Below are 19,010 nucleotides of genomic sequence, written 5' to 3' on the forward strand. Positions count from 1 at the left end.
GGCAAGGACGGTTCTAACCGTCCTTACCACTCACGACCCCCCACGCTCACGGCCGCTCTTTCGTCCGCCGCAACCAGTACAGCCCGATCACCGGCAGCACCAGCGGGATGAAGAGGTAGCCCTGGCCGTAAACCGACCATACGGTGGCGTGCGGGAAGGCCTCGCGGTCGAAGAGGCTGAACGTGCCGACGGTCAGCACGCCGAGCAGCTCGACGGCGCAGGCGATCAACGCGACCCGCCACCAGCCCGCGCCGCGGCGGGCCAGCGCGACGGTGGCCAGGAGGTACACGACGGCCGCGAACGCGGAGAGGGCGTAGGCCAGCGGGGCTTCGTGGAACTTGGTGCTGATCTGCACGGCGGCGCGTGAGGTCGCCGCCAGCGCGAAGATCGCGTACACGGCGACCAGGATCCGTCCTGGGCCGGAGGCCTTGTCCACCGTCTTCTCCTCGGTCTCTTCACGCACTGGCGCCCGCCCAAACCTCGTGCAGCCGGAGCACCATCACCGGGATCGCGAGGCACGCGATGCCGAGGATCACGGTGCTCGACCGGGTGCGCTCGGCCAGCGCCCAGAACGTCCCGAGCGGGAGCACGACCAGGCAGCCGATCAGGTAGGCGAGATAGGTGGCCATGCTGCCGGGGCTGCCGCCGCCGATCAGCAGCACGACACCGATCACGAGCTGGGCCACCAGCAGGAGTTCGACCACGGCGAGGCCGCCGAGCAGTGCGTTGTCGGGCAGTTTCCTGCGTGCGGCCTGGACGAAACTCCACGCCGCGACCAGCGTCGCGCAGATCGCGACGGTCACCGCGAAGCCTGTGATCACGTCGGCCTCCTTACCTGCTCCACCGGCGACAACGTACCTCCGGGCGGATCATCGCCGACGGGCGACCGGTGGGGTGCGTGGCGGGCGCCACGGCGGGCTCAGTGGTCCAGACCTCGGGTGAATAGATCACGAAACGCGTTCGGTTGGCGCACCGTCAATTCGGTCGCGCGTTATTGCGTTGGCCACCTGGACCAGGGATTACGCCGCCGGTTCGTTCCTGTTACACACCGACCGGGTGGTTGAAATGCGAGTTGATCTCACGCTGGGTACCCCTACCATTCGGTAGATTTCGAATTCACGTCCCTGAACAGCCCATCCGAACCCCCGGTATGGCGGATTGGCCGTTCGGGATCCGGCAGGTGGAATATTCTCCATCGCGATGGTGCACATGGCCCATCCGATTGGTGCCAAGGAGGGGGCGCTCGAATGGACGTCCGCTACGAAGCGTATTGCTTCGCCGATCCACTGTTCTTCGATGAGCAGCGGGAAACCGGGGACGCCGCCGACGATTTCGCCTCCCTGTTGCCCGCTCCCGAGGTCGGCTGGCGCACCGGAGTGCGCGGAGTGTGGCGGCTGTTGCATCCGATTGCGCGAAACCTTCCCTTGCAGGGCTGGAAAATCCACGTTTCAGCAGGTTTGGCCAACGCCGAGCGGGTGCTCGTGAAGGTGCACGAGCATTGTGTCGAGCACGACGTGTCCTACAAGCATCTGCGCTCGCGGAGCACGCTGCTCGCAAGGAATTCGAAATACGCTCCGCGTGACGGAAGCGGTAAGTTACTGACTCTTTATCCGGCTGACAACAACGAGCTGGAACGCGTTCTCGCCGAGTTGTCGGCGAAGCTCGACGGCGAACCGGGGGCGTACATTCTCAGTGATCTCCGGTATGGTGCCGGGCCGCTCTACGTCCGCTACGGCGGATTCGCCGAGCAATGGGTCGAACTCGACGGCAAGCGGGTCCTCGCGGTGCGCAAACCGGACGGTACCCTGGTCCCGGACAAACGCGAGCCGACCTTCTCCGTACCCGACTGGGTGACGATTCCGGAGTTCCTCGCGCCTCATCTCGCAGCTCGCAAGAGCGGCAACGCGGATCAGTTCCCTTATCAGGTGAAAAGCTCGCTGCACTTCTCCAACGGCGGCGGCGTGTACCTCGCCGACCGGAAGACCGACGGCGAACGGGTGGTCCTCAAGGAGGCCAGGCCGTTCGCCGGCCTGGACCGCGACGAGGTCGACGCCGTCGAACGTCTCCGCCGCGAGCACGAGGTGCTGGAGCGGTTGAAGGGTATCGACGGCATCCCCGCCACCTACGACCGCTTCACCGTCTGGGAGCACCACTTCCTGGCGATGGAGTACATGCCCGGCGTCTCGCTGGGCAACTGGCTCGCCCGCAACTACCCGCTCACCAGGCGCGACACCACCGACGCCGACACCGCCGCGTACACCGAACGCGCGCTGGCGCTGGTCCGGCGGGTGGAGGCGATGGTCGGTGAGGTGCACGGCCGCGGGATCGTCTTCGGCGACCTGCACTCGCTGAACATCCTGGTCGACGGGGAGGACGGGGAAGACAAGACGGTCTCGCTGATCGACTTCGAGATGGCGTCCGACGTCGAAAGCGGCACGCGGCCCGCCCTCGGCGCGCCCGGCTTCCGCGCTCCGCGCGACCGGAAGGGCTTCGAGGTCGACGAGTACGCGCTCGCCGTCCTGAAGCTGTGGATCTTCCTGCCGCTCACCACGCTTCTCGAGCTCGCCCCGGCGAAGCTGCGCGGGCTCGCGGAGTTCGTCCAGCAGCGCTTCGACGTCCCGGAGGGTTACGCCGACTCGATCGTCGCCGAGCTCGCACCCCGGAACGTCCCGCCGCTGACGAGCGCGACCGAACTGGACCAGGACAAGCCGGACTGGGTGCTGGTGCGCAAGCAGATCACCGAGGCGATCCTCGCCAGCGCGACCCCCGAGCGCACCGACCGGCTCTTCCCCGGCGACATCGAGCAGTTCCGTGTCGGCGGAGCGTGCTTCGGCTACGGCGCGGCCGGCGTCCTCTACGCACTGAAAACGGCCTGCGGCGAGCGCCACCGGGAGCACGAGCGCTGGCTGCTGGACTCGATCCGCCGCGAACCACCGGGACGTCCGGGGTTCTACGACGGCTCGTACGGGATCGCGTACGTTCTCGAAGAACTCGGGTACCGGGACGAGGCCACCAAGCTGCTTTCGGCGTCGGCGACGCTGGTCGAGCAGACCACCGACCACGGTCTGGAAGGCGGCCTGTCCGGGATCGGGCTCACCCAGCTGCACTTCGCGGTGTCCCGCAAGGACAACGAGTTCGGCAGGCAGGCGCTCGCCACCGCCGTCCGGCTCGCCGAAGCGCTCGAAACGGCCGACCCGCCCGGCGACTTCGGCAGGGCCGGGCTGCTCAACGGCTGGTCCGGTCCGGCGCTGCTGTTCGTGCGGCTGTTCGAGCGCACCCGCGAAGAGGGCTGGCTGTCCTTCGCCGACCAGGCGCTGGAGCGGGACATCGAGGAGTGCGTCGAGTCCGACGACGGCTCGCTGCAGGTCCGCGACGGCGAGACCCGGACGTTGCCCTACGCCGGTGTCGGCAGCGCCGGGATCCTCATGGCCGCCGAAGAACTGGCGAAGTACCGTCCCGGCGCGAAGGCGTTGAAGAGCCTTCCCGGCCTGCGTGAAGCGTGCCGCGGCGAGTTCGTCATCCATCCCGGGCTGCTGTTCGGCCGGGGCGGGCTGATGACCGCGCTGGCCATGGGCGCCGAACCGGACCAGCGCGTCCGCGACGCCATCGACCTGCATCTTTCCCGGCTGGCCTGGTACGCGGTGCCGTACAAGGGCGGCCTGGCGTTCCCCGGCAACCAGCTGCTGCGGCTGTCGATGGACGTCGTCACCGGCGGCGCGGGCGTCCTGCTCGCCTTGGCCGCCACCCTGGACGGGAAGGCCGCACTGCCTTTCCTGTCCTCTCGAACTGCTGTCCAGTGAGGACGGCGGACCAAAGAGATAACTAGTGAAAGGGAACACCATGGAACTGGTTCTCGACCTGCAGGCCCTGGAAACCCCCGAGGTCCTCGAGGGCGGCGGCGGTGGCAGCCACGGCGGCGCGAGCAACCTCAGCCTGCTGGCCTCCTGCGCCAACAGCACCGTCAGCCTGCTGACCTGCCACTGAGTCACGGCTGACCACTGACGGCGCGGGAGCGGCACAGGCCAAGTGCGCCGCTCCCGCGCCTTCATTTTGCCGTCTGGTTCATCTCGTTGGGATCACGTTGTAAGGAGTGGCCGAAAGGGCCCTTCACCGCATGCGATGCGGGTAAAGCGCCCTTCACCGCGTAAGACGAGGGGAAGGGGCCCCTCAGCTCCGACCCAGGGACTTAAGGAGTGGGATGGCGGGTTCCGCCGATCGGCTGCTGGTCACCGTGACCCTGCTCGACCGCCCCCGCCTGGTCGCGCTGATCCTCAGCGCGCTCGCCGGGACGGCGGCGGGGCTGCTGCTGCCCGGCGCGCTCGCCGCCGCGGTGGACGCCGTGGTGGCCGGGCGGCCCAGCCTTCCCGAGGTCTCCTGGCTGATCGTCCTCGGTGTCACCGAAATCGCCGTCGGCCTGATCGGCGGCATCCTCACCGCGCGGATGACCGCGTCCGCGACCGCTTGGCTGCGCCGGAAACTCGCCGACCGCTATCTCGCGCTCGGCACCCGATCGACCTTCGCCGACGGGGACGCGATCAGCAGGCTCACCGGTGACTGCACCGGCGCGGGAATGGTCGCCTCGGTCGTCGTCCAGCTCGGGTCGACCACCCTGATCTCCGGCGGGGCCGTCGTCCTGCTCGCGCTGATGGACTGGCGGCTCGCGCTCGTCTTCCTCGGCAGCATCCCGTTCGGCCTGATGCTCGCGCGCACCCATCTGAAGAACACCGCGGACGACGTCCTGACCTATCAAGAGGTGTCCGGCGAACTCGCGGCGAGGATGGTCGACGCCGTCGCCGGCCTCCGCACGATCGCCGCGTCGGGCACCGCCGATCGCGAGGCCGAACGCGTCCTGCGGCCGCTGCCGAAGCTGAGTCTCGCCGGCCGCGGGATGTGGCGCACCCAGGCCAAGATGGTGTGGCGCTCGGGTCTGCTGCTGCCCGCGGTCGAACTCGCGGTGCTCGTCGCCGCCGGTTTCGGTGTGCTGGAAGGCAGGCTGACCGTCGGCCAGGTCCTCGCGGCACTCGGCTACGTCGCGCTCGGCATGGGGTTGATCACCCAGATCCCTTTGCTCACCACACTATCCCGCGCGCGGTCGTGTGCGCGGCGGATCAACGAGGTGCTGGACTCGCCGGTCCCCGAACCGGGCGACCTCGGCGTCGCCCCCGGGCGGGGCACGCTCGAATTGCGCGGCGTCACCGTCGAAGGCGCGTTGCGGGAGGTCGACCTGCTCGTGCCGGGCGGCCGGTTCACCGCGGTCGTCGGGCGATCCGGTTCGGGGAAGTCCGCGCTGGTCAACGTCCTCGGCGGACTGCTGTCCCCGGACCAGGGGGCGGCGCTGCTCGACGGCCGCCCGCTGGAGCGGCTGCGGCCGAACGAGCTCCGCGCGGTCGTCGGGTTCGCCTTCGAACGGCCCGCGCTGCTCGGGGCGACCATCGGTGACGCCGTCGGCTACGGCTCGTGGGCGGGCGAGGCCGCCGTGCGCGCCGCCTGCCGGTCCACGCAGGTCGACGACCTGATCGTCCGGCTGCCGGACGGGTACAAGACGCCTCTTTCGGAGACGCCGCTTTCCGGTGGGGAGGCGCAGCGGATCGGGCTGGCGCGCGCGATCGCGCACGCGCCGCGGGTGCTCATCCTCGACGACGCCACCGCCAGCCTCGACACGGTCACCGAAGCCGCGGTCGAAGAGGCGATCGAACGCACGCTCCCCGGCCGGACCCGGGTGGTGGTGACCCATCGCGCGGCCACCGCGTCGCGGGCGGACACGGTGGTGTGGCTGGAAGACGGCCGCGTCCGCGCGGTCGGCACGCATGACGGGCTGTGGCGGAATCCTGCTTATCGAGCCGTCTTCACCGAGGGCGCGCAGTGAGCGTCTGGGGGCTCTACCGCTCGGCGCTGGCCGGGCAGTGGCGCGGCGGGCTGGTCCTGCTGGCCTGCTCCGTACTGGAAAGCGCGCCCGCGTTCTTGTCCGGTCGCCTGGTCGAACTCGCGGTTGACGAGGGGTTTGCCGCGGATCGGCCAGGCACCGGACTGCGTTGGCTCGCGGTCTTCGGGCTGGTCGCCGTGATCGGCGCGTTCGGCTCGCGCCTGGTGTGGCATCAGCTCGGCAAGGTCGTCGAGCCGTTGCGCGACGCGCTGGTGACGGCCGTCGTGCGCGGGGTCCTGCACGATCCGGCGCCGCCGCGGAACCAGCCGGACGCCAGCGGCGTCGCCCGTATCACCCAGCACGTCGAAGTGGTCCGCGACGCCACGGCCGGGCTTCTGGTGCAGGCGCGCGGGATGATCGTGACGACGGTGGCGGCGCTTGCCGGGCTGTTCACCGTCGCCGGTTCGCTCGCGTTGATCGTCGCGATCCCGGTCGTGGTCGCGGTCGCGGTGTTCGCCTGCCTGCTCCCGTCGCTGGCCCGCCGTCAGCGCGCGCTGGCGCTGGCCGACGAGCGGACCGCCGAGGTCGCGGGCGCGTCGCTGTCCGGTATGCGCGACGTCGTCGCCTGCGGCGCGGAACCTCTTGCCGCGCTGGAGCTCTACGACGCCATCGACACACAGGCCGCGGCGGCCGTGCGGGTGGCGAGGTCCGGGGCGGCCAGGACGGTGGTGATCGCGACCGGCGGGTTCGTGCCGCTGCTCCTGGCGTTGCTGGTGGCGCCGGGCATGGTCAGGGACGGGGTGCTCACGGCCGGGGCCGCGCTCGGGGCGCTCGTCTACCTCGCGACGACGATGCAGCCGGCGTTGCGCGGACTGGCCGCGACCGCGAGCACCGTGGTGCTGCGGCTGATCGTCGCGCTGCGGCGGCTCGCGGAGACCGCCGAGGCCGAGCCCGAACCCGACGGCACGGCGGAACCCGACGGGACCGCGATCTACGTGCGCGACCTGACCTTCAGCTGGGGCGCGGCCGCGCAACCGGTGGTGCGGGGACTCGACCTGCACCTGCGGCCCGGCGAGCGGCTCGCGGTCGTGGGGCCGAGCGGTATCGGCAAGTCGACCCTGGCCGGGCTCCTGACCGGAATGCTCGAACCGCGGGGTGGCCGGGTGCTGCTCGGCGGGGTGCCGGTCCGGGAGGTCCCGGCGGCGCTGCGGCACCGGATGATCGCGCTGATCCCGCAGGAGGCCTACGTCTTCGCGGGGTCCGTGCGGGACAACGTCGGCCTGTTCGCACAGACCGCGATGGACGGCGAACTGCTGGCGGCGGTGGCGGCCGTCGGCGCGGAACCGCTGGTCACGCGGCTGGGCGGGCTCGACGGCGAGATCGGGCACGGCACGCTGTCCGCCGGCGAAGCGCAGCTGATCGCGCTCGCCCGCGTCTACGCGAGCGACGCGGGCGTCGTCATCCTCGACGAGGCGACGTCGCACCTCGACCCGCCCGCCGAAGCCCGTGCGGAACGGGCGTTCGCCGAGCGGGGCGGGGTGCTGGTGGTGATCGCGCACCGGCTGTCGTCGGCGTTGCGCGCGGACCGGGTCCTGGTGATGGACGGCAAGGAGACCGCACTCGGCACCCACGTCGAACTCATGGACCGGTCCACGCGCTACGCCCAGCTCATGCACGCGTGGTCGCCGCGGCTACCCCAGCCCAGTGCGCAGTTCTTCCAGCGCGCTCCTGAGTAGACCTTCGACGGGGACCGGCCGCCGGGATCCGCGATCGACGAAGACGTGCACGAAGCGCCCTTCCGCGATCACCGTCTCCTTCGAGTACATCCCGACCTCGTAGCGGACGCTGGACCGGCCGAGATGGCCCACCCGCAGGCCGACCTCGAGTTCACCCGGGAACGACACCGAAGCGTGGTACTCGCACTGCGATTCCACGCACAGCCCGATGACCTCACCGGTTTCGATGTCGAGGCCGCCGCGTTCGATCAGCCACGTGTTGATCACGGTGTCCATCACCGAGTAGTGGACGACGTTGTTGACGTGCCCGTAGACGTCGTTGTCCTTCCACCGCAACGGAACCGTCTGCCAGTGCGGGTACTCGGCGTTCACCACAGGGTCACCGATTCCCGCAGGATGACGGCGAGGTCGGCTTCGGACGCCTCGCGCGGCGCCGTCGCCAGCAGCCGTTGTTGTTTCACCGTGCCGGAAACCAGTGAGTCCACATCGGACTCGGTGTAGCCGACGGCGCCGATCCCGTTGGGGATCCCGATCTCCCGCATGATCTGTCCCAGCACCGCGGGCAGGTGGTCACGCAGATCGCCCGGCCATTCGTAGTCCGGCGCGAGCAGCCGCGCCACCCGGATGTGCCGGTCCGGCGCGGCGTCGAAGGTGAACCGGAACGCCGCCGGCGCGGTCAGCGAGACCGCCATCCCGTGCGGCACCATCGCTTCGTCGCCCGGATACCCGGACGGATGGAAGTCCCGGACCTGCCCGGCGATCGGATACGCGTTGGCGTGCGGGATGTGCACGCCGGCGTTGCCGAAGCCGAGCCCGGCGAACGTCGCCGCGAGCGCCATCGCCTCGCGCGCCTTCATGTCGGAGCCGTCCCGCACGGCCGCGGGCAGCGCCCACGACAGCAGCCGCAGCGACTGCTCGGCGAACATGTCGGCCAGCGGATTCGAGCCACAGTAAGGGACCCGGTCCTCCGGCCGCTTCCGGTCGAACTCGGTGTACGGCTTGGCCGTGTAGCTCTCCGCGGCGTGGCAAAGGATGTCCATCCCGCTCGCGGCGGTGACCTCCGGCGGCTGCGAGACCGTCAGCCGCGGGTCGACCACGGCGAGGCTCGGGCGCATCCGGAGATGGCTGATGCCGCTCTTCACGCGCAGTGACAACACGTCCAGCACGCAGACCGTCGTGCTCTCCGAGCCCGTCCCGGTGGTGGTCGGCACCGCGACCAGCGGTTTCAGCGGCGCGCTCGGCGCGCGGCCGCCACCGACCGGCGCGTTGACGTAGTCCATCAGGTCGCCGTCGTTGCTGGTCAACAGATTCACCGCCTTGGCGGTGTCGATGGCCGACCCGCCACCCACGGCGACGAAGGCGTCCCACTCGCCCTGCCCACGGGCGAAGTCGACGGCCTGCCGCATGCTGACGTCGGTCGGCTCGACGTGCACGCCGTCGAAGACGACGGCTTCGATGCCATAGGTTTCGATACCTTCGGCGATCCGTTGTGGCCAGCCCGTCGCGGCGACACCCGCGTCGGTCAGGACGAGCACCCGGCGCGCGCCGTACTGAGTGAGGTCGTAGCCGATCTCGTCGCTCGACCCGGTGCCGTATTTCAAGGCCGGTGCCCCGTAGGTGAAAACAGTTTCACGTCCGGCGGTGGCTGAGGTCACGTTTCGTGCTCCCTTGCTCGAACACGTTCCGAATATCGGACATTCCGCCGCTCCGGGGTTGCCGGAATCGGAAGATCGCTTGACGGCACCGATCACCGCCCGCCTAAGCTCTTCTCATTAGATACCAACCGGGAGCGTCCGTCGCCCAGACGGCCGTGAGGATCCTGACCGAGGCGCAGATCCACCGCGTGTACGCGGTGGTGGGTGAGTCCTTCCTGGATCTGCTCGACGCGCTGCAACGCGAGCGCTCGATCACCTTCGTCTCGGCGAGACACGACTCCGGCGCGGCCTTCATGGCCGAGGCCGAAGGCAAGCTGACCGAGCACCCCGCGGTGCTGCTGGCGGGCCGCGGCCCGAGCGCGGCGAACCTCGCGATCGGCGTTTCGACGGCGTACCAGGACGAGAGCCCGATGGTCGTCCTCCTGGAGAACCCGCCTCAGGATCCCGGCCCGACGAGCGAGCTGCCCACCGCCGACCTGACCGCGATGTTCGAGCCGATCTCGAAGTGGACCGGTCGCGCGGAATCGCCAGACGAGGTCCCCGGCCTGCTGGTCGAGGCGCTGACCCGCTGCCGGGAAGGGCGGCCGGGGCCCACCGTCGTCGCCGTCCCCGCCGATTTCTGGGGCGTCCCGTTCGATTCGGCCAAACCGGTCGCCGCCGTGCGCCCGCCCGCCACCGGCGCGCTCGGCCGGACCGCCGAGGCGGTCGCGCAACTGGTCGACGAGGCCCGCTACCCGGTGGTGATCGTCGGCGGCCGGGCCCGCGCGGCGCGGGACGAGCTGATCGCCGTCGCCGACGAGCTCGCGCTGCCGGTGTACAACGCGTTCCGCCGTCAGGACGCCTTCCCGGAGAACCACGCGCGCTACGCCGGCCACCTCGGCATCGGCATCCCCGCGCGGCAGCTCGACGCGCTGGAGCGCGCGGACCTCGTGCTCGCGCTGGGCACGCAGCTCGATGAGGTCACCACACAGTCCTTTCGCTACCCGACGCCGTCGCAGACGCTGGTGCTGGTCGGCACGGGGATCGAACCCGCCCGCCGCGGCGGGCTGACCTTCCGGGTCGACTCCGAGGTCGAGCCCTTCCTGCGTGAACTGCGTAATGTCGCCTCGCCGCGGCAGCGGCGCGCATCGGCCGCGAACGCCGCCGTGCACACCTTCATGACGCCGCCCGACACCAGCGGCGCCACCCGCGTCCACCCCGCGGACGTCATCCGGGCGGTGCGCAAACTCGCGCCCGAGGACGCGATCGTGACCAGCGACGCGGGCAACTTCGCCCAGTTCATGCACCGCTACTGGTGTTTCACCGCGCCGCGCAGCCAGCTCGGGCCGAGCAACGCGGCCATGGGCTACGCGGTCCCCGCGGCGGTCGCGGCGAAACTCGCGGAACCACGCCGGACGGTCATCGCGATGGCGGGCGACGGCGGCGCGCTCATGACCGGGCAGGAGATCGAGACCGCCGTCCGTTACCGCGTTCCGGTGACCGTCCTGGTGTTCCAGAACGGTGTGCACGGCCCGCTCGCCGTGCACCAGGCGCGTAAGCACGGACGGCTTTCGGGGGTCACCGTCCCCATCACCGACTTCGCGTCGTGGGCACGCGGGCTCGGTGCCGCCGGGTACACCGTGGACGACCGTGAGGAGCTGGAGCCGATCATCGCGAGCGCGCTGGTGCGGCAACGACCGTGCGTGATCGACATCAGGACGGATCCGGACGTGGTGACCCCGGACATCCGGCTGACGACCCTGCTGGGCGCCGCGAGGCCGCAGCAGGGAGGTCAGTAGGGGGCCGCCGCGCCGACTACCGGGCGGTACTTTTTCTCAGGGGATACACAGAAACCCTTGTGGCGCCGCCTTCACCTGCTCCAAAGGGAGGGAAACCGGTGACGACTCGGCAGACTTTCGGTCGCGGAGACCGGATTTTGTCGGTCGGCCGTGGCACAATCGCGGCAACACCGAGGGTCCGATATGGACCGGAACGATCACCGGTGAAGTTGTTGGCACGCAGTACTTAGAGCGTTGTGTTGACACTGGGAGAAAACATGGCTGACGAAACGAAGCCACAGGACAAGTCCGTTTCCGGCGTGGTGCCGGTGCTGTTCAGCGCGGACGCCGAGACCCACGACATCGCCGTCGTGGCCACGAACCGGGAGGCGTTGCGCCGTTCGCCGTTCGGTGCCGAGGTACCCCTGCGCGCCGCCAGCGGCGAATAGCCCGGCCGGAGGAGCCTCCGCCGGGAGAGGTACAGTGCGTCCGGGCACACCCGGGTGACGACGCTTGTCGGCCTGCGTGAGGTGTGCTTTACTGTTTCAGGTCTCGTTTTTTGTGTTCGTGTTGGTTCACGCTCGCAGAACTCAGCGGGCGTAGTGTCTCCTCGTGTTTCCGGGGAAGCAAACCGTCTGGTCATGACCCGGGCTGCCGACGTGGCTTCCTGTTTGTTTGTGTTGCATATGGAGATTTTATGACTCAGGGCACTGTGAAGTGGTTCAACTCCGAGAAGGGGTTCGGCTTCATCACTCCCGACAACGGCGGCGGCGACGTCTTCGTGCACTACAGCGAGATCAAGGGCAACGGCTTCCGTACCCTCGAGGAGAACGCCCGCGTGGAGTTCGAGATCGGGCAGGGCGCGAAGGGTCCGCAGGCCACCTCGGTCACCGTGATCTGATCCAGGTTTTCCAAGCAGGGCCGTCATCCCCTCGGGGAGGCGGCCCTGCTGCTTTTCGGGCTCCTGACTGACCGGACGACACGACCGCGGACGGCGTTCCGCCGCCACCCGCGCACCGCCCGGAACCTACTGCGGTCCTCGATCCTGACGAAGTCAAGGCGTCCGCCTGACCTTCGCTCGCTGCCTGGTGCCGCCCCTGTCGGCGACGCTTCCGCCATGAACGGTAAGACCGGCCGATGGATCGGCGGAGTGGCACTGATTCTCGCCCCGCTCGTGTGGTTCGCGGGCCTGTTGCTGCGGCATCCGGTGCTCAAGGACCTCACGCCGGAGCATGCCGCTTTCGCCGCGTTGGCCGCCCTGGTGGTCTTCGTGTCGACGTTCCTGGTCGACGCCCGTGCGGTGAGCGGGCCGGCCGAACGGATCCTGCCGGTCGCCTTCCTCCGCGGCGGTGGCTTTGTGATGCAACCTCGTGCAACTCTTTCTTTCGTGGCGCGGACGTCGTTTCCTTGTAGGGACTTGGCGCGGCAGCGGAGGACATGTGGGCGAAGCGGTTGCGGGGATCGTGGCGAACCCTGCTTCGGAGCGTGACATCCAGAGCCTGCGTTCGGCACTGAGGGTGGCCGGCGTCGGCCGCGTGATGGTGTGGACCGACGCGGGGAAGATCATCGGCACCGTCCGCCGGATGGTGGACGCGGGTGCCAGCGTGATCATCTGCCTGGGCAACGAGACCATGATGCGGGCGGCGGCGGCCGCCTGTGGTGACGTGCCGCTGCTGATGTTGCCCGCCGGAGGTGCCGACGAATCCACCGTCGCCGGGCTCGCCGCCGGGCTGGTGGCCACCCATCAGGTGGACACTGACCTGGTCACGAACCGCGCGACCGTGCTCGAGGTCGTCACGAAGGCCCGCCGCGAGATCGCGCTGACCGACGTCAGCGTGTGCTCGGAGAGCCGGTGGGACCCCGCGTCGCTGACCGAGCTGTACTGCACGTTCGCCGTCCCGGACGGGGTCGGGCTGTCGAGTATCCCCGGACGGCTGTGCCCCAGCCCGAAGTCCACTGTGGACGGTGTCGCCGTCTCGCTCGGGCCGGTCGACGAGACGCCGTACGTCGTGCAGGCGCCGATCGCGCCCGGCGAGGTCCGGGCGGTGGGCGTCCGGGGCTGGAGCGTGCTGCACGCGGGGGTCCGCGTCGACCTCGCCGCCGCCGGTGGCTCCATCGCGCTCGACGGCCAACCGCATTTCGTGCTCAAGCCGGGAGAGAGCGCTTTCGTGGAGCTGAAGCCCGACGGCCCGTGGTGCGTCGACGTCCGCGCGGTGATGGCCGAGGCCACCAGGACCGGTCTGCTGCTGGGCCGGAAGCCCGCGGAGGTAGTTCCCACGCCCCGTCTCGCGGACGCGCCCTTCCCCGGGTAGACCGCGCCCAGGTCACAGAGACCTTCCGCTCCCCGGGACGTCCGGGCACACTGGCCTGACAGAGCAAAGGAGTGGGCCAGGTGCAGCTGGAGGCGGCGCTGCCGGTCGGCGCGGACCCGCGGCGGCACGCGCGTGCCCTCGCCGAGGTGCGTGAGGCGGCGCTCGCCGGGACCACGCTCCCGAGTGCTCCGCGAGCGGTCATCGGCGCGTCCTGGCAGCGTATGCGGCGGCTCGGCCTGGACCCGGACCGCGGCTCGCCGTCGTCCGCGCTCACTCCGGACCAGCTGGAATCCCGCCGTCGCGAGAGCGGCCTCGCGGCCGTCCTCCCCGTTCTGCGCGGCGGCCTGATCAGCCTCGCCGAGCAGGCCGCGCACATCATGGCCGTCGTCGACGCGGACGGCCGTGTCCTCTGGCGTGACGGCAGCACCGCGGTCCGCCGCCGCGCCGACGGGCTCGGGTTCGCCGAAGGGGTCGACTGGCACGAGCGCGCCGCGGGCACCAACGCCATCGGCACGGCGCTGGTCGCCAGGCATCCGGTCCAGGTCTACTCGGCCGAGCACTACGTCAGCAACCAGCACGACTGGACCTGCGCCGCCGCGCCGCTGCACGATCCGAGGGACGGCAGGCTGCTCGGCGTCGTCGACCTCTCCGGACCGGCCTCCACCGTGCATCCGACGACCCTCGCCCTGGTCGATACGGTCGCGAAGCTCGCCGAAGCGCATCTGCGCACCACCCATCTCTCGGATCTCGAACGGCTGCGCGGTCTGGCCACGCCGCTGCTCGCCAAGGTGAAGGGCCGGGCGGTCATCGCCGACCCGCACGGTTGGATCGCGGCCTCGGCCGGTCTCGTGCCGGTCGGCCGGATCGCGCTGCCGAACGACGCCGCTCCGGGCCGCACCTGGCTGCCGACCTACGGCGAATGCCTGCTGGAGCCGCTGCCCGGCGGCTGGCTCGTCCGGCTCACCGATGAGGAGGACGCGCCGCCGACGCGGGTCGTACTCGATCTGAGGTCGTCGCGGGAAAGCACGCTGCGCGTCTCGGGCGCGGCGGGAACCTGGTCGCATCGGCTGAGCCCGCGGCACGCGGAGATGCTGTACGTCCTCGCGCGGCATCGCGAAGGCAGGTCGGCGTCGGAACTGTCGCGCGACCTCTTCGGCGACGCCGGCCGCACCGTCACCGTCCGCGCGGAGATGTCCAGGATGCGACGGCATTTCGGCGGGTTCCTGCTGGCGAGGCCGTACCGGTTCGACGACGACGTCGAGGTCGTCGTGGAGCGGCCGTCCGAGGGTGAGGTGCTCCCGCATTCGGTCGCGCCCGCCGTCCGGGGTTGAATCTCGAACCCAGGCTCAACCCGGCGGTGGTCCCGGTCCACCCCTCGGGGCGCTTAACGTTCGTGGCATGGGGCGCCTGAGCGAGCACTGAGGGGGGTCATGGGGAAGCGGGACAAGCCGCTGCTGCCGGACACGATCGCGCCCAGCTGGCTGGTCGTCCAGCTGCTCGGTACGGCCGCGGTCGTGGTGGTGCTGCTGACCGCGAGCGAGTCCAGTGCCTGGATCTGGACGGCGTACGGCGTCTGCGCGGCCTGCTGGCTGGGTTTCGTGGCGGCCTCCCCGCGGTTCCCCCGGATGGCGACCGTCCTGCTCGCGGTGGCGAGTGTCGCGCCGTCGATCGCGTTCGGCTGGGCGGAGGACTCCTCCGCCCTCGTGCTGGCGGTGGTCACGGTCAGCCGGTTCGCCACCCTGACCGAGCCGTCGGTGGCCGCCATCATGGGGGTGGTGGGGCTCGACGCGAGCCTCGCGGCGGTCACCGGCCTGGTCGCGGGCGCGTCCGAACCGCTGGTGTTCGGCAACGTCGGCGTGCTGCTCGTGCTGATGCTGCTGGGCCTGAACCGGCGGCAGTACGAGGTGCAGGCGGCGCAGGCGGCCGCACTGCTGGAGCAGACCAAGCTGGCGCAGACCGAACACGCGCGCGCCGCCGCGCTCGACGAGCGCACACGGATCGCCAGGGAGATCCACGACGTCCTCGCGCATTCGCTGGGGGCACTGGGGGTCCACCTGGAGGTCGCCGAGGCCCTGCTGGCCGAGAAGTCCGATGTGGACAGTGCACTCGGCAGGGTCCGGTTGTCACGGCGGCTGGCCGCGGACGGGCTCGCCGAGGCGCGCGACGCGGTCGCCGCCTTGCGCAGCGATGTCCCGTCGCTGGCCGAAGCCTTGCGACAGCTGGCGAACGCGCACCACGGCGGAGCGTCTTTCGAAGTCGAGGGGGAGCAGCGGCCGCTGCCGTCCGCCGAGGTGGTCTCGCTGGTGGGCGTCGCGCGGGAGGCGTTGACCAACGCGGCCAAGCACGCCGCCGGGCGGCCGGTGTCACTCCGGCTCCTCTTCAGCCGGACGGAGGTTCGCCTGCGGGTCTGGAACGAACTCGGCGAAACCGCCCGATCGGAGGGCAACGGCGGATTCGGTCTCACCGGGATGAGGGAGCGGCTCGCGCTCGCCGGTGGCACGCTGACCGCGGGCCCGGACGACGGGCGCTGGACGGTGGAGGCGGTGGTGCGGGCGTGATCCGGGTGCTCGTGGTCGATGACCAGCAGGTCATGCGCGAAGGGCTCGTCGCGTTGCTCGGCTTGATCGACGGGGTCGAAGTCGCCGGCTCCGCGGGCGACGGCCGCCAGGCGCTCGACCTGCTCCGCCACACCGCGGCCGACGTCGTGCTGATGGACCTGCGCATGCCCGTCCTGGACGGGGTGGCCGCGACCAGACTGCTCAAACGAGATCACCCGGAGGTCGCGGTCGTCGTCCTCACGACGTACGCGGACGACGCTTCGATCGCCGACGCGGTGCGCGCCGGAGCCCGCGGCTACCTGACGAAGGACGCCGGGCGCGCCGAGATCGGGGCGGCCATCCGCTCCGCCGCGAACGGGCAGGCGATCTTCGCCGCCGAAGTCTCCGACAGGCTCGTCGCCGCGCTCGAATCGAGAACGGCCACCAGGGTCAAGGCCGAGCTTCCGGACGGGCTCACCGCGCGCGAAGCCGAAGTGCTCGGCCTCATCGCGCGAGGGCTGTCCAATCCGGAAATCGCCGCCGACCTGTTCATCGGCGAAGCCACCGTGAAAAGCCACATCAACCGCGCCTTCGCCAAGATCGGTGTGCGCAATCGTGCGGAGGCCGTGCGGTACGGCCTGGAAAAAGGCCTCTGACACCGCCGGGAGATCACGTGCCGATGACACACACCGGTGTCACTGGCTGCGCTGATCCCGACTCGGATACCTTCTTTGCGGGTAGAGCCAATGGGGAGGATCGGCGATGACGAGCACAGTGACCCGGCCGGGGCCGCCGGGGAGCCCCGAGCCGCCCCCTGCGCCGGGAGGTCGCGGAGGGATCGCCGGGCTGCTCGAACTGCCGGGCAACGGGATCCGCGCGATCGTCCGGTCCGCGGCGACCACGCCGGGCAGGCTGTCGGTGATCGCGATCGGGCTCGTCCTGCTGTCGCTGGTCGCCGGCCTGTTCGGCACGCTGGCCGCGCAGGACAAGAAGGACACGATCAACGGCCTGATCGACCACCGCGAACCGCTCGCCGCCGCCGCGCAACAGGTCTACCGCGCGCTTTCGGACGCCGACGCGACGGCGGCCAGTTCGTTCCTCTCCATCGGCACCGAGCCGCTCCCGATGCGCCAGCGGTACGAACGCGACATCGCGGAGGCCGGGGCGGCGCTGGCGAAGGCGGCATCGGACTCCTCCGGCGTCGACGAAGCGGCGGAGCGGATCAACACCCTCGGCCGTGAAATCCCCGTCTACACAGGACTGATCGAGACCGCGCGCACCTACAACCGGCAGGGTTTCCCCGTCGGTGCCTCGTATCTGCGGGAAGCGTCCGAACTGATGCGGGCGAAAATCCTTCCCGCCGCTCAGGATCTGTACCGCATCGACACCGACCGGCTCGCCGCCGAACAGGACGACGCGACCGGATTCCCTTGGCTGGCAACGGCTTTGGTGCTCGCCCTGCTCGCCGCGCTGATCGTCACCCAGGTGCACCTGACGCGGAAGACCAACCGGCTGCTGAACGTCGGGCTGGTCGTCGCGACGGTGTCGATGGTGGTGGCCCTGCTGTGGGGAGCGGTCGCGCTGATCGTGCAGAGCTCCCTCGTCGGCAGCGGTGAAGAAGACGGCTCGCACCAGGTTGACGTCCTCGTCCGCGCCCGGATCGCGGCGCTGCAGGCACGAGCCGACGAAACGCTGACCCTCGTCGCCCGGGGCGACGGCGCGGCGTACGAAAAGGACTTCATCGATCTCGCCGGGCAGCTCGGCGGGGCGGACGGCCAAGGCGGCCTGCTGGGCGAGGCCCGCGGTCTCGCCGCGGGCGGCGCGGCCGCGGACAAGGTGGACGCGGCCATCCAAGCGGCGTCGGCCTGGTTCAAGGCGCACGGTCAAGTGCGGCGGCAGGACGACGACGGCTCCTACCAGGACGCCGTCGACACCGCCATCCGTGACGACAAGCAGGACGGTGCCGCCAGTGCGTTCCTGCGGCTCGACGAGAACCTGGTGGCCGCGATCAACGTGGGACGGCAGGAATTCCTCGACGACACCCGCGGCGCCGAACGCGCGCTGACCCTGCTCGCGCCGGGGATCGCGGTGCTGGCGCTGATCGCGGCGGCGGGGTCCGCGTTGGGAATCCGTGAACGGCTGAGGGAGTACCGGTGATGCGGAACGGTCTGCGAACGGCCGTGCTCGGCGCGGTCTTGGTGCTGGCGACGGCTTGTGGCAGCGCGGGGGCGCCGGTCGACCCGGCTCCCGTCGGCGAGGTCGCGCCGCCGCTGCCCGCGAACGTCGGCGGCGCCGACAACGCCGGCGGTGGCGGAACGACCGACACGAGCTGCAACCCGTTGGCGAGCCTGCGGCCGACCAACGGCACGTCGATCGCCAATGGCTCGACGATGGCGAAGATCAAGGAGAACGGCAAGCTCGTCGCGGGGGTCGACCAGACGACGTTCCTGTTCGGTTTCCGGAACCCGACTTCGGGCCAGCTCGAAGGTTTCGACATCGACTTGGTCAACGAGATCGCGAAGGCGATCTTCGGCAGCGCGGAAGGCCGCGTGCAGTTCCGGGCGATCCCGTCGAAACTGCGGGAAGAAGTGCTCGAGAAGAAGCAGGTCGACATCGTGGTGCGGACCTACAGCATCACCTGCAGCCGGCTGAAGAAGGTCAACTTCTCGACCGCGTATTACCAGGCTGGGCAACGGATCCTGGTCGAATCCGGGTCGAAGGTCGCGCAGCTGTCGGACCTCGCCGGGCGGCGGGTGTGCGCGACCAAGACGTCGACCTCGCTGACGAAGATCGCGGCGGATCCGTCGAAGCCGGTGCCGGTCTCGGTGGACAACTGGTCGGACTGCCTGGTGATGCTGCAGCAGAAGCAGGTCGAGGCCGTGTCCACGGACGACGTCATCCTCGCCGGGATGCTCGCGCAGGACCCGACGCTGAAGATCGTGGGGGACCGGTTCACCGAGGAGAACTACGGCATCGGTGTCCCGAAGGAGAACGAGGACATGGTGCGGTTCGTGAACGCCGTACTGGAGAACGTGCGCGGCGGCGCGTGGCAGGCGAGCTACGCGAAGTGGATCGGGAACAAACTCGAAGGCGGGACGCCGCCTTCGCCGGTGTACAAGTGAGAACGGGCCGTTCGGGATTCGCTCCCGA

18 protein-coding genes are annotated in these 19,010 nt (G+C 70.1%); 14 read left to right on the forward strand and 4 right to left on the reverse strand.

Annotated elements, in window-relative coordinates; all coding sequences use genetic code 11:
- Nucleotides 1–46 precede the first annotated feature (46 nt).
- Nucleotides 47–463, reverse strand: a complete 417-nt coding sequence (locus LCL61_RS11185; RefSeq protein ID WP_340686769.1) for a hypothetical protein — start codon at nucleotides 461–463, stop codon at nucleotides 47–49.
- Nucleotides 456–821: a hypothetical protein gene (locus LCL61_RS11190; protein WP_340686770.1), complete on the reverse strand. Its 366-nt coding sequence runs from the start codon at nucleotides 819–821 to the stop codon at nucleotides 456–458. Before LCL61_RS11190 ends, LCL61_RS11185 begins: the two co-directional genes overlap by 8 nt.
- Nucleotides 822–1,247: 426 nt before the next feature.
- Here LCL61_RS11190 and lanKC point away from each other — a divergent pair, with 426 nt between their 5' ends.
- The 4 genes from lanKC to LCL61_RS11210 all read left to right on the forward strand — a co-directional run bounded on the left by lanKC (nucleotide 1,248) and on the right by LCL61_RS11210 (nucleotide 7,599).
- Nucleotides 1,248–3,800 carry a class III lanthionine synthetase LanKC gene (gene lanKC, locus LCL61_RS11195; protein ID WP_340686771.1) on the forward strand — a complete coding sequence of 851 codons (2,553 nt, stop codon included), beginning with the start codon at nucleotides 1,248–1,250 and terminating at the stop codon, nucleotides 3,798–3,800.
- Nucleotides 3,801–3,840: 40 nt separating this feature from the next.
- Nucleotides 3,841–3,984 (forward strand): SapB/AmfS family lanthipeptide, encoded by a 144-nt coding sequence (locus LCL61_RS11200; protein WP_091598068.1) that lies wholly within the window; start codon nucleotides 3,841–3,843, stop codon nucleotides 3,982–3,984.
- Between the two features lie 214 nt (nucleotides 3,985–4,198).
- Nucleotides 4,199–5,866: an ABC transporter ATP-binding protein gene (locus LCL61_RS11205; RefSeq protein ID WP_340686772.1), complete on the forward strand. Its 1,668-nt coding sequence runs from the start codon at nucleotides 4,199–4,201 to the stop codon at nucleotides 5,864–5,866.
- The gene (locus tag LCL61_RS11210; protein ID WP_340686773.1) at nucleotides 5,863–7,599 is read left to right on the forward strand and encodes an ABC transporter ATP-binding protein; all 1,737 of its coding nucleotides are present in this window, start codon (nucleotides 5,863–5,865) and stop codon (nucleotides 7,597–7,599) included. Before LCL61_RS11205 ends, LCL61_RS11210 begins: the two co-directional genes overlap by 4 nt.
- On the opposite strand, the gene LCL61_RS11215 is transcribed toward LCL61_RS11210, so the two are convergent.
- Together LCL61_RS11215 and LCL61_RS11220 are read right to left on the reverse strand one after the other, a co-directional pair.
- The gene (locus LCL61_RS11215) at nucleotides 7,555–7,974 is read right to left on the reverse strand and encodes a thioesterase family protein (RefSeq protein ID WP_340686774.1); all 420 of its coding nucleotides are present in this window, start codon (nucleotides 7,972–7,974) and stop codon (nucleotides 7,555–7,557) included. The two genes, LCL61_RS11210 and LCL61_RS11215, sit on opposite strands and share 45 nt — an antisense overlap.
- Nucleotides 7,968–9,254, reverse strand: coding sequence for a hydroxyacid-oxoacid transhydrogenase (locus LCL61_RS11220; protein ID WP_340686775.1), 1,287 nt, complete (start codon nucleotides 9,252–9,254; stop codon nucleotides 7,968–7,970). Before LCL61_RS11220 ends, LCL61_RS11215 begins: the two co-directional genes overlap by 7 nt.
- Nucleotides 9,255–9,409: 155 nt before the next feature.
- Here LCL61_RS11220 and LCL61_RS11225 point away from each other — a divergent pair, with 155 nt between their 5' ends.
- The 10 genes from LCL61_RS11225 to LCL61_RS11270 all read left to right on the forward strand — a co-directional run bounded on the left by LCL61_RS11225 (nucleotide 9,410) and on the right by LCL61_RS11270 (nucleotide 18,982).
- A complete protein-coding gene (locus tag LCL61_RS11225) occupies nucleotides 9,410–11,032 on the forward strand; it encodes a thiamine pyrophosphate-binding protein (RefSeq protein ID WP_340686776.1) in 1,623 nt (540 codons plus the stop codon).
- A 257-nt stretch (nucleotides 11,033–11,289) separates the two neighbouring features.
- Nucleotides 11,290–11,460, forward strand: coding sequence for a hypothetical protein (locus LCL61_RS11230; RefSeq protein ID WP_005163371.1), 171 nt, complete (start codon nucleotides 11,290–11,292; stop codon nucleotides 11,458–11,460).
- Between the two features lie 248 nt (nucleotides 11,461–11,708).
- Nucleotides 11,709–11,912 carry a cold-shock protein gene (locus LCL61_RS11235; RefSeq protein ID WP_005163378.1) on the forward strand — a complete coding sequence of 68 codons (204 nt, stop codon included), beginning with the start codon at nucleotides 11,709–11,711 and terminating at the stop codon, nucleotides 11,910–11,912.
- A gap of 216 nt (nucleotides 11,913–12,128) precedes the next feature.
- Nucleotides 12,129–12,500 (forward strand): hypothetical protein, encoded by a 372-nt coding sequence (locus LCL61_RS11240; protein WP_340686777.1) that lies wholly within the window; start codon nucleotides 12,129–12,131, stop codon nucleotides 12,498–12,500.
- Nucleotides 12,451–13,323, forward strand: coding sequence for an ATP-NAD kinase (locus LCL61_RS11245; protein WP_340686778.1), 873 nt, complete (start codon nucleotides 12,451–12,453; stop codon nucleotides 13,321–13,323). Before LCL61_RS11240 ends, LCL61_RS11245 begins: the two co-directional genes overlap by 50 nt.
- 71 nt (nucleotides 13,324–13,394) lie before the next feature.
- Entirely contained in the window at nucleotides 13,395–14,654 is a 1,260-nt protein-coding gene (locus LCL61_RS11250) for a GAF domain-containing protein (RefSeq protein ID WP_340686779.1), read from the forward strand.
- A gap of 99 nt (nucleotides 14,655–14,753) precedes the next feature.
- Nucleotides 14,754–15,881 (forward strand): sensor histidine kinase, encoded by a 1,128-nt coding sequence (locus LCL61_RS11255; RefSeq protein ID WP_340686780.1) that lies wholly within the window; start codon nucleotides 14,754–14,756, stop codon nucleotides 15,879–15,881.
- Nucleotides 15,878–16,516 (forward strand): response regulator transcription factor, encoded by a 639-nt coding sequence (locus LCL61_RS11260; protein ID WP_340686781.1) that lies wholly within the window; start codon nucleotides 15,878–15,880, stop codon nucleotides 16,514–16,516. The genes LCL61_RS11255 and LCL61_RS11260 overlap by 4 nt, the downstream gene beginning before the upstream one ends.
- A gap of 106 nt (nucleotides 16,517–16,622) precedes the next feature.
- Complete coding sequence (locus LCL61_RS11265; protein WP_340686782.1) at nucleotides 16,623–18,017, forward strand: hypothetical protein; 1,395 nt, start codon at nucleotides 16,623–16,625, stop codon at nucleotides 18,015–18,017.
- A complete protein-coding gene (locus LCL61_RS11270; RefSeq protein ID WP_340686783.1) occupies nucleotides 18,017–18,982 on the forward strand; it encodes a glutamate ABC transporter substrate-binding protein in 966 nt (321 codons plus the stop codon). The genes LCL61_RS11265 and LCL61_RS11270 overlap by 1 nt, the downstream gene beginning before the upstream one ends.
- Nucleotides 18,983–19,010: the final 28 nt, after the last annotated feature.

The organism is Amycolatopsis coloradensis (genome assembly GCF_037997115.1).
Classification (GTDB): domain Bacteria; phylum Actinomycetota; class Actinomycetes; order Mycobacteriales; family Pseudonocardiaceae; genus Amycolatopsis; species Amycolatopsis coloradensis_A.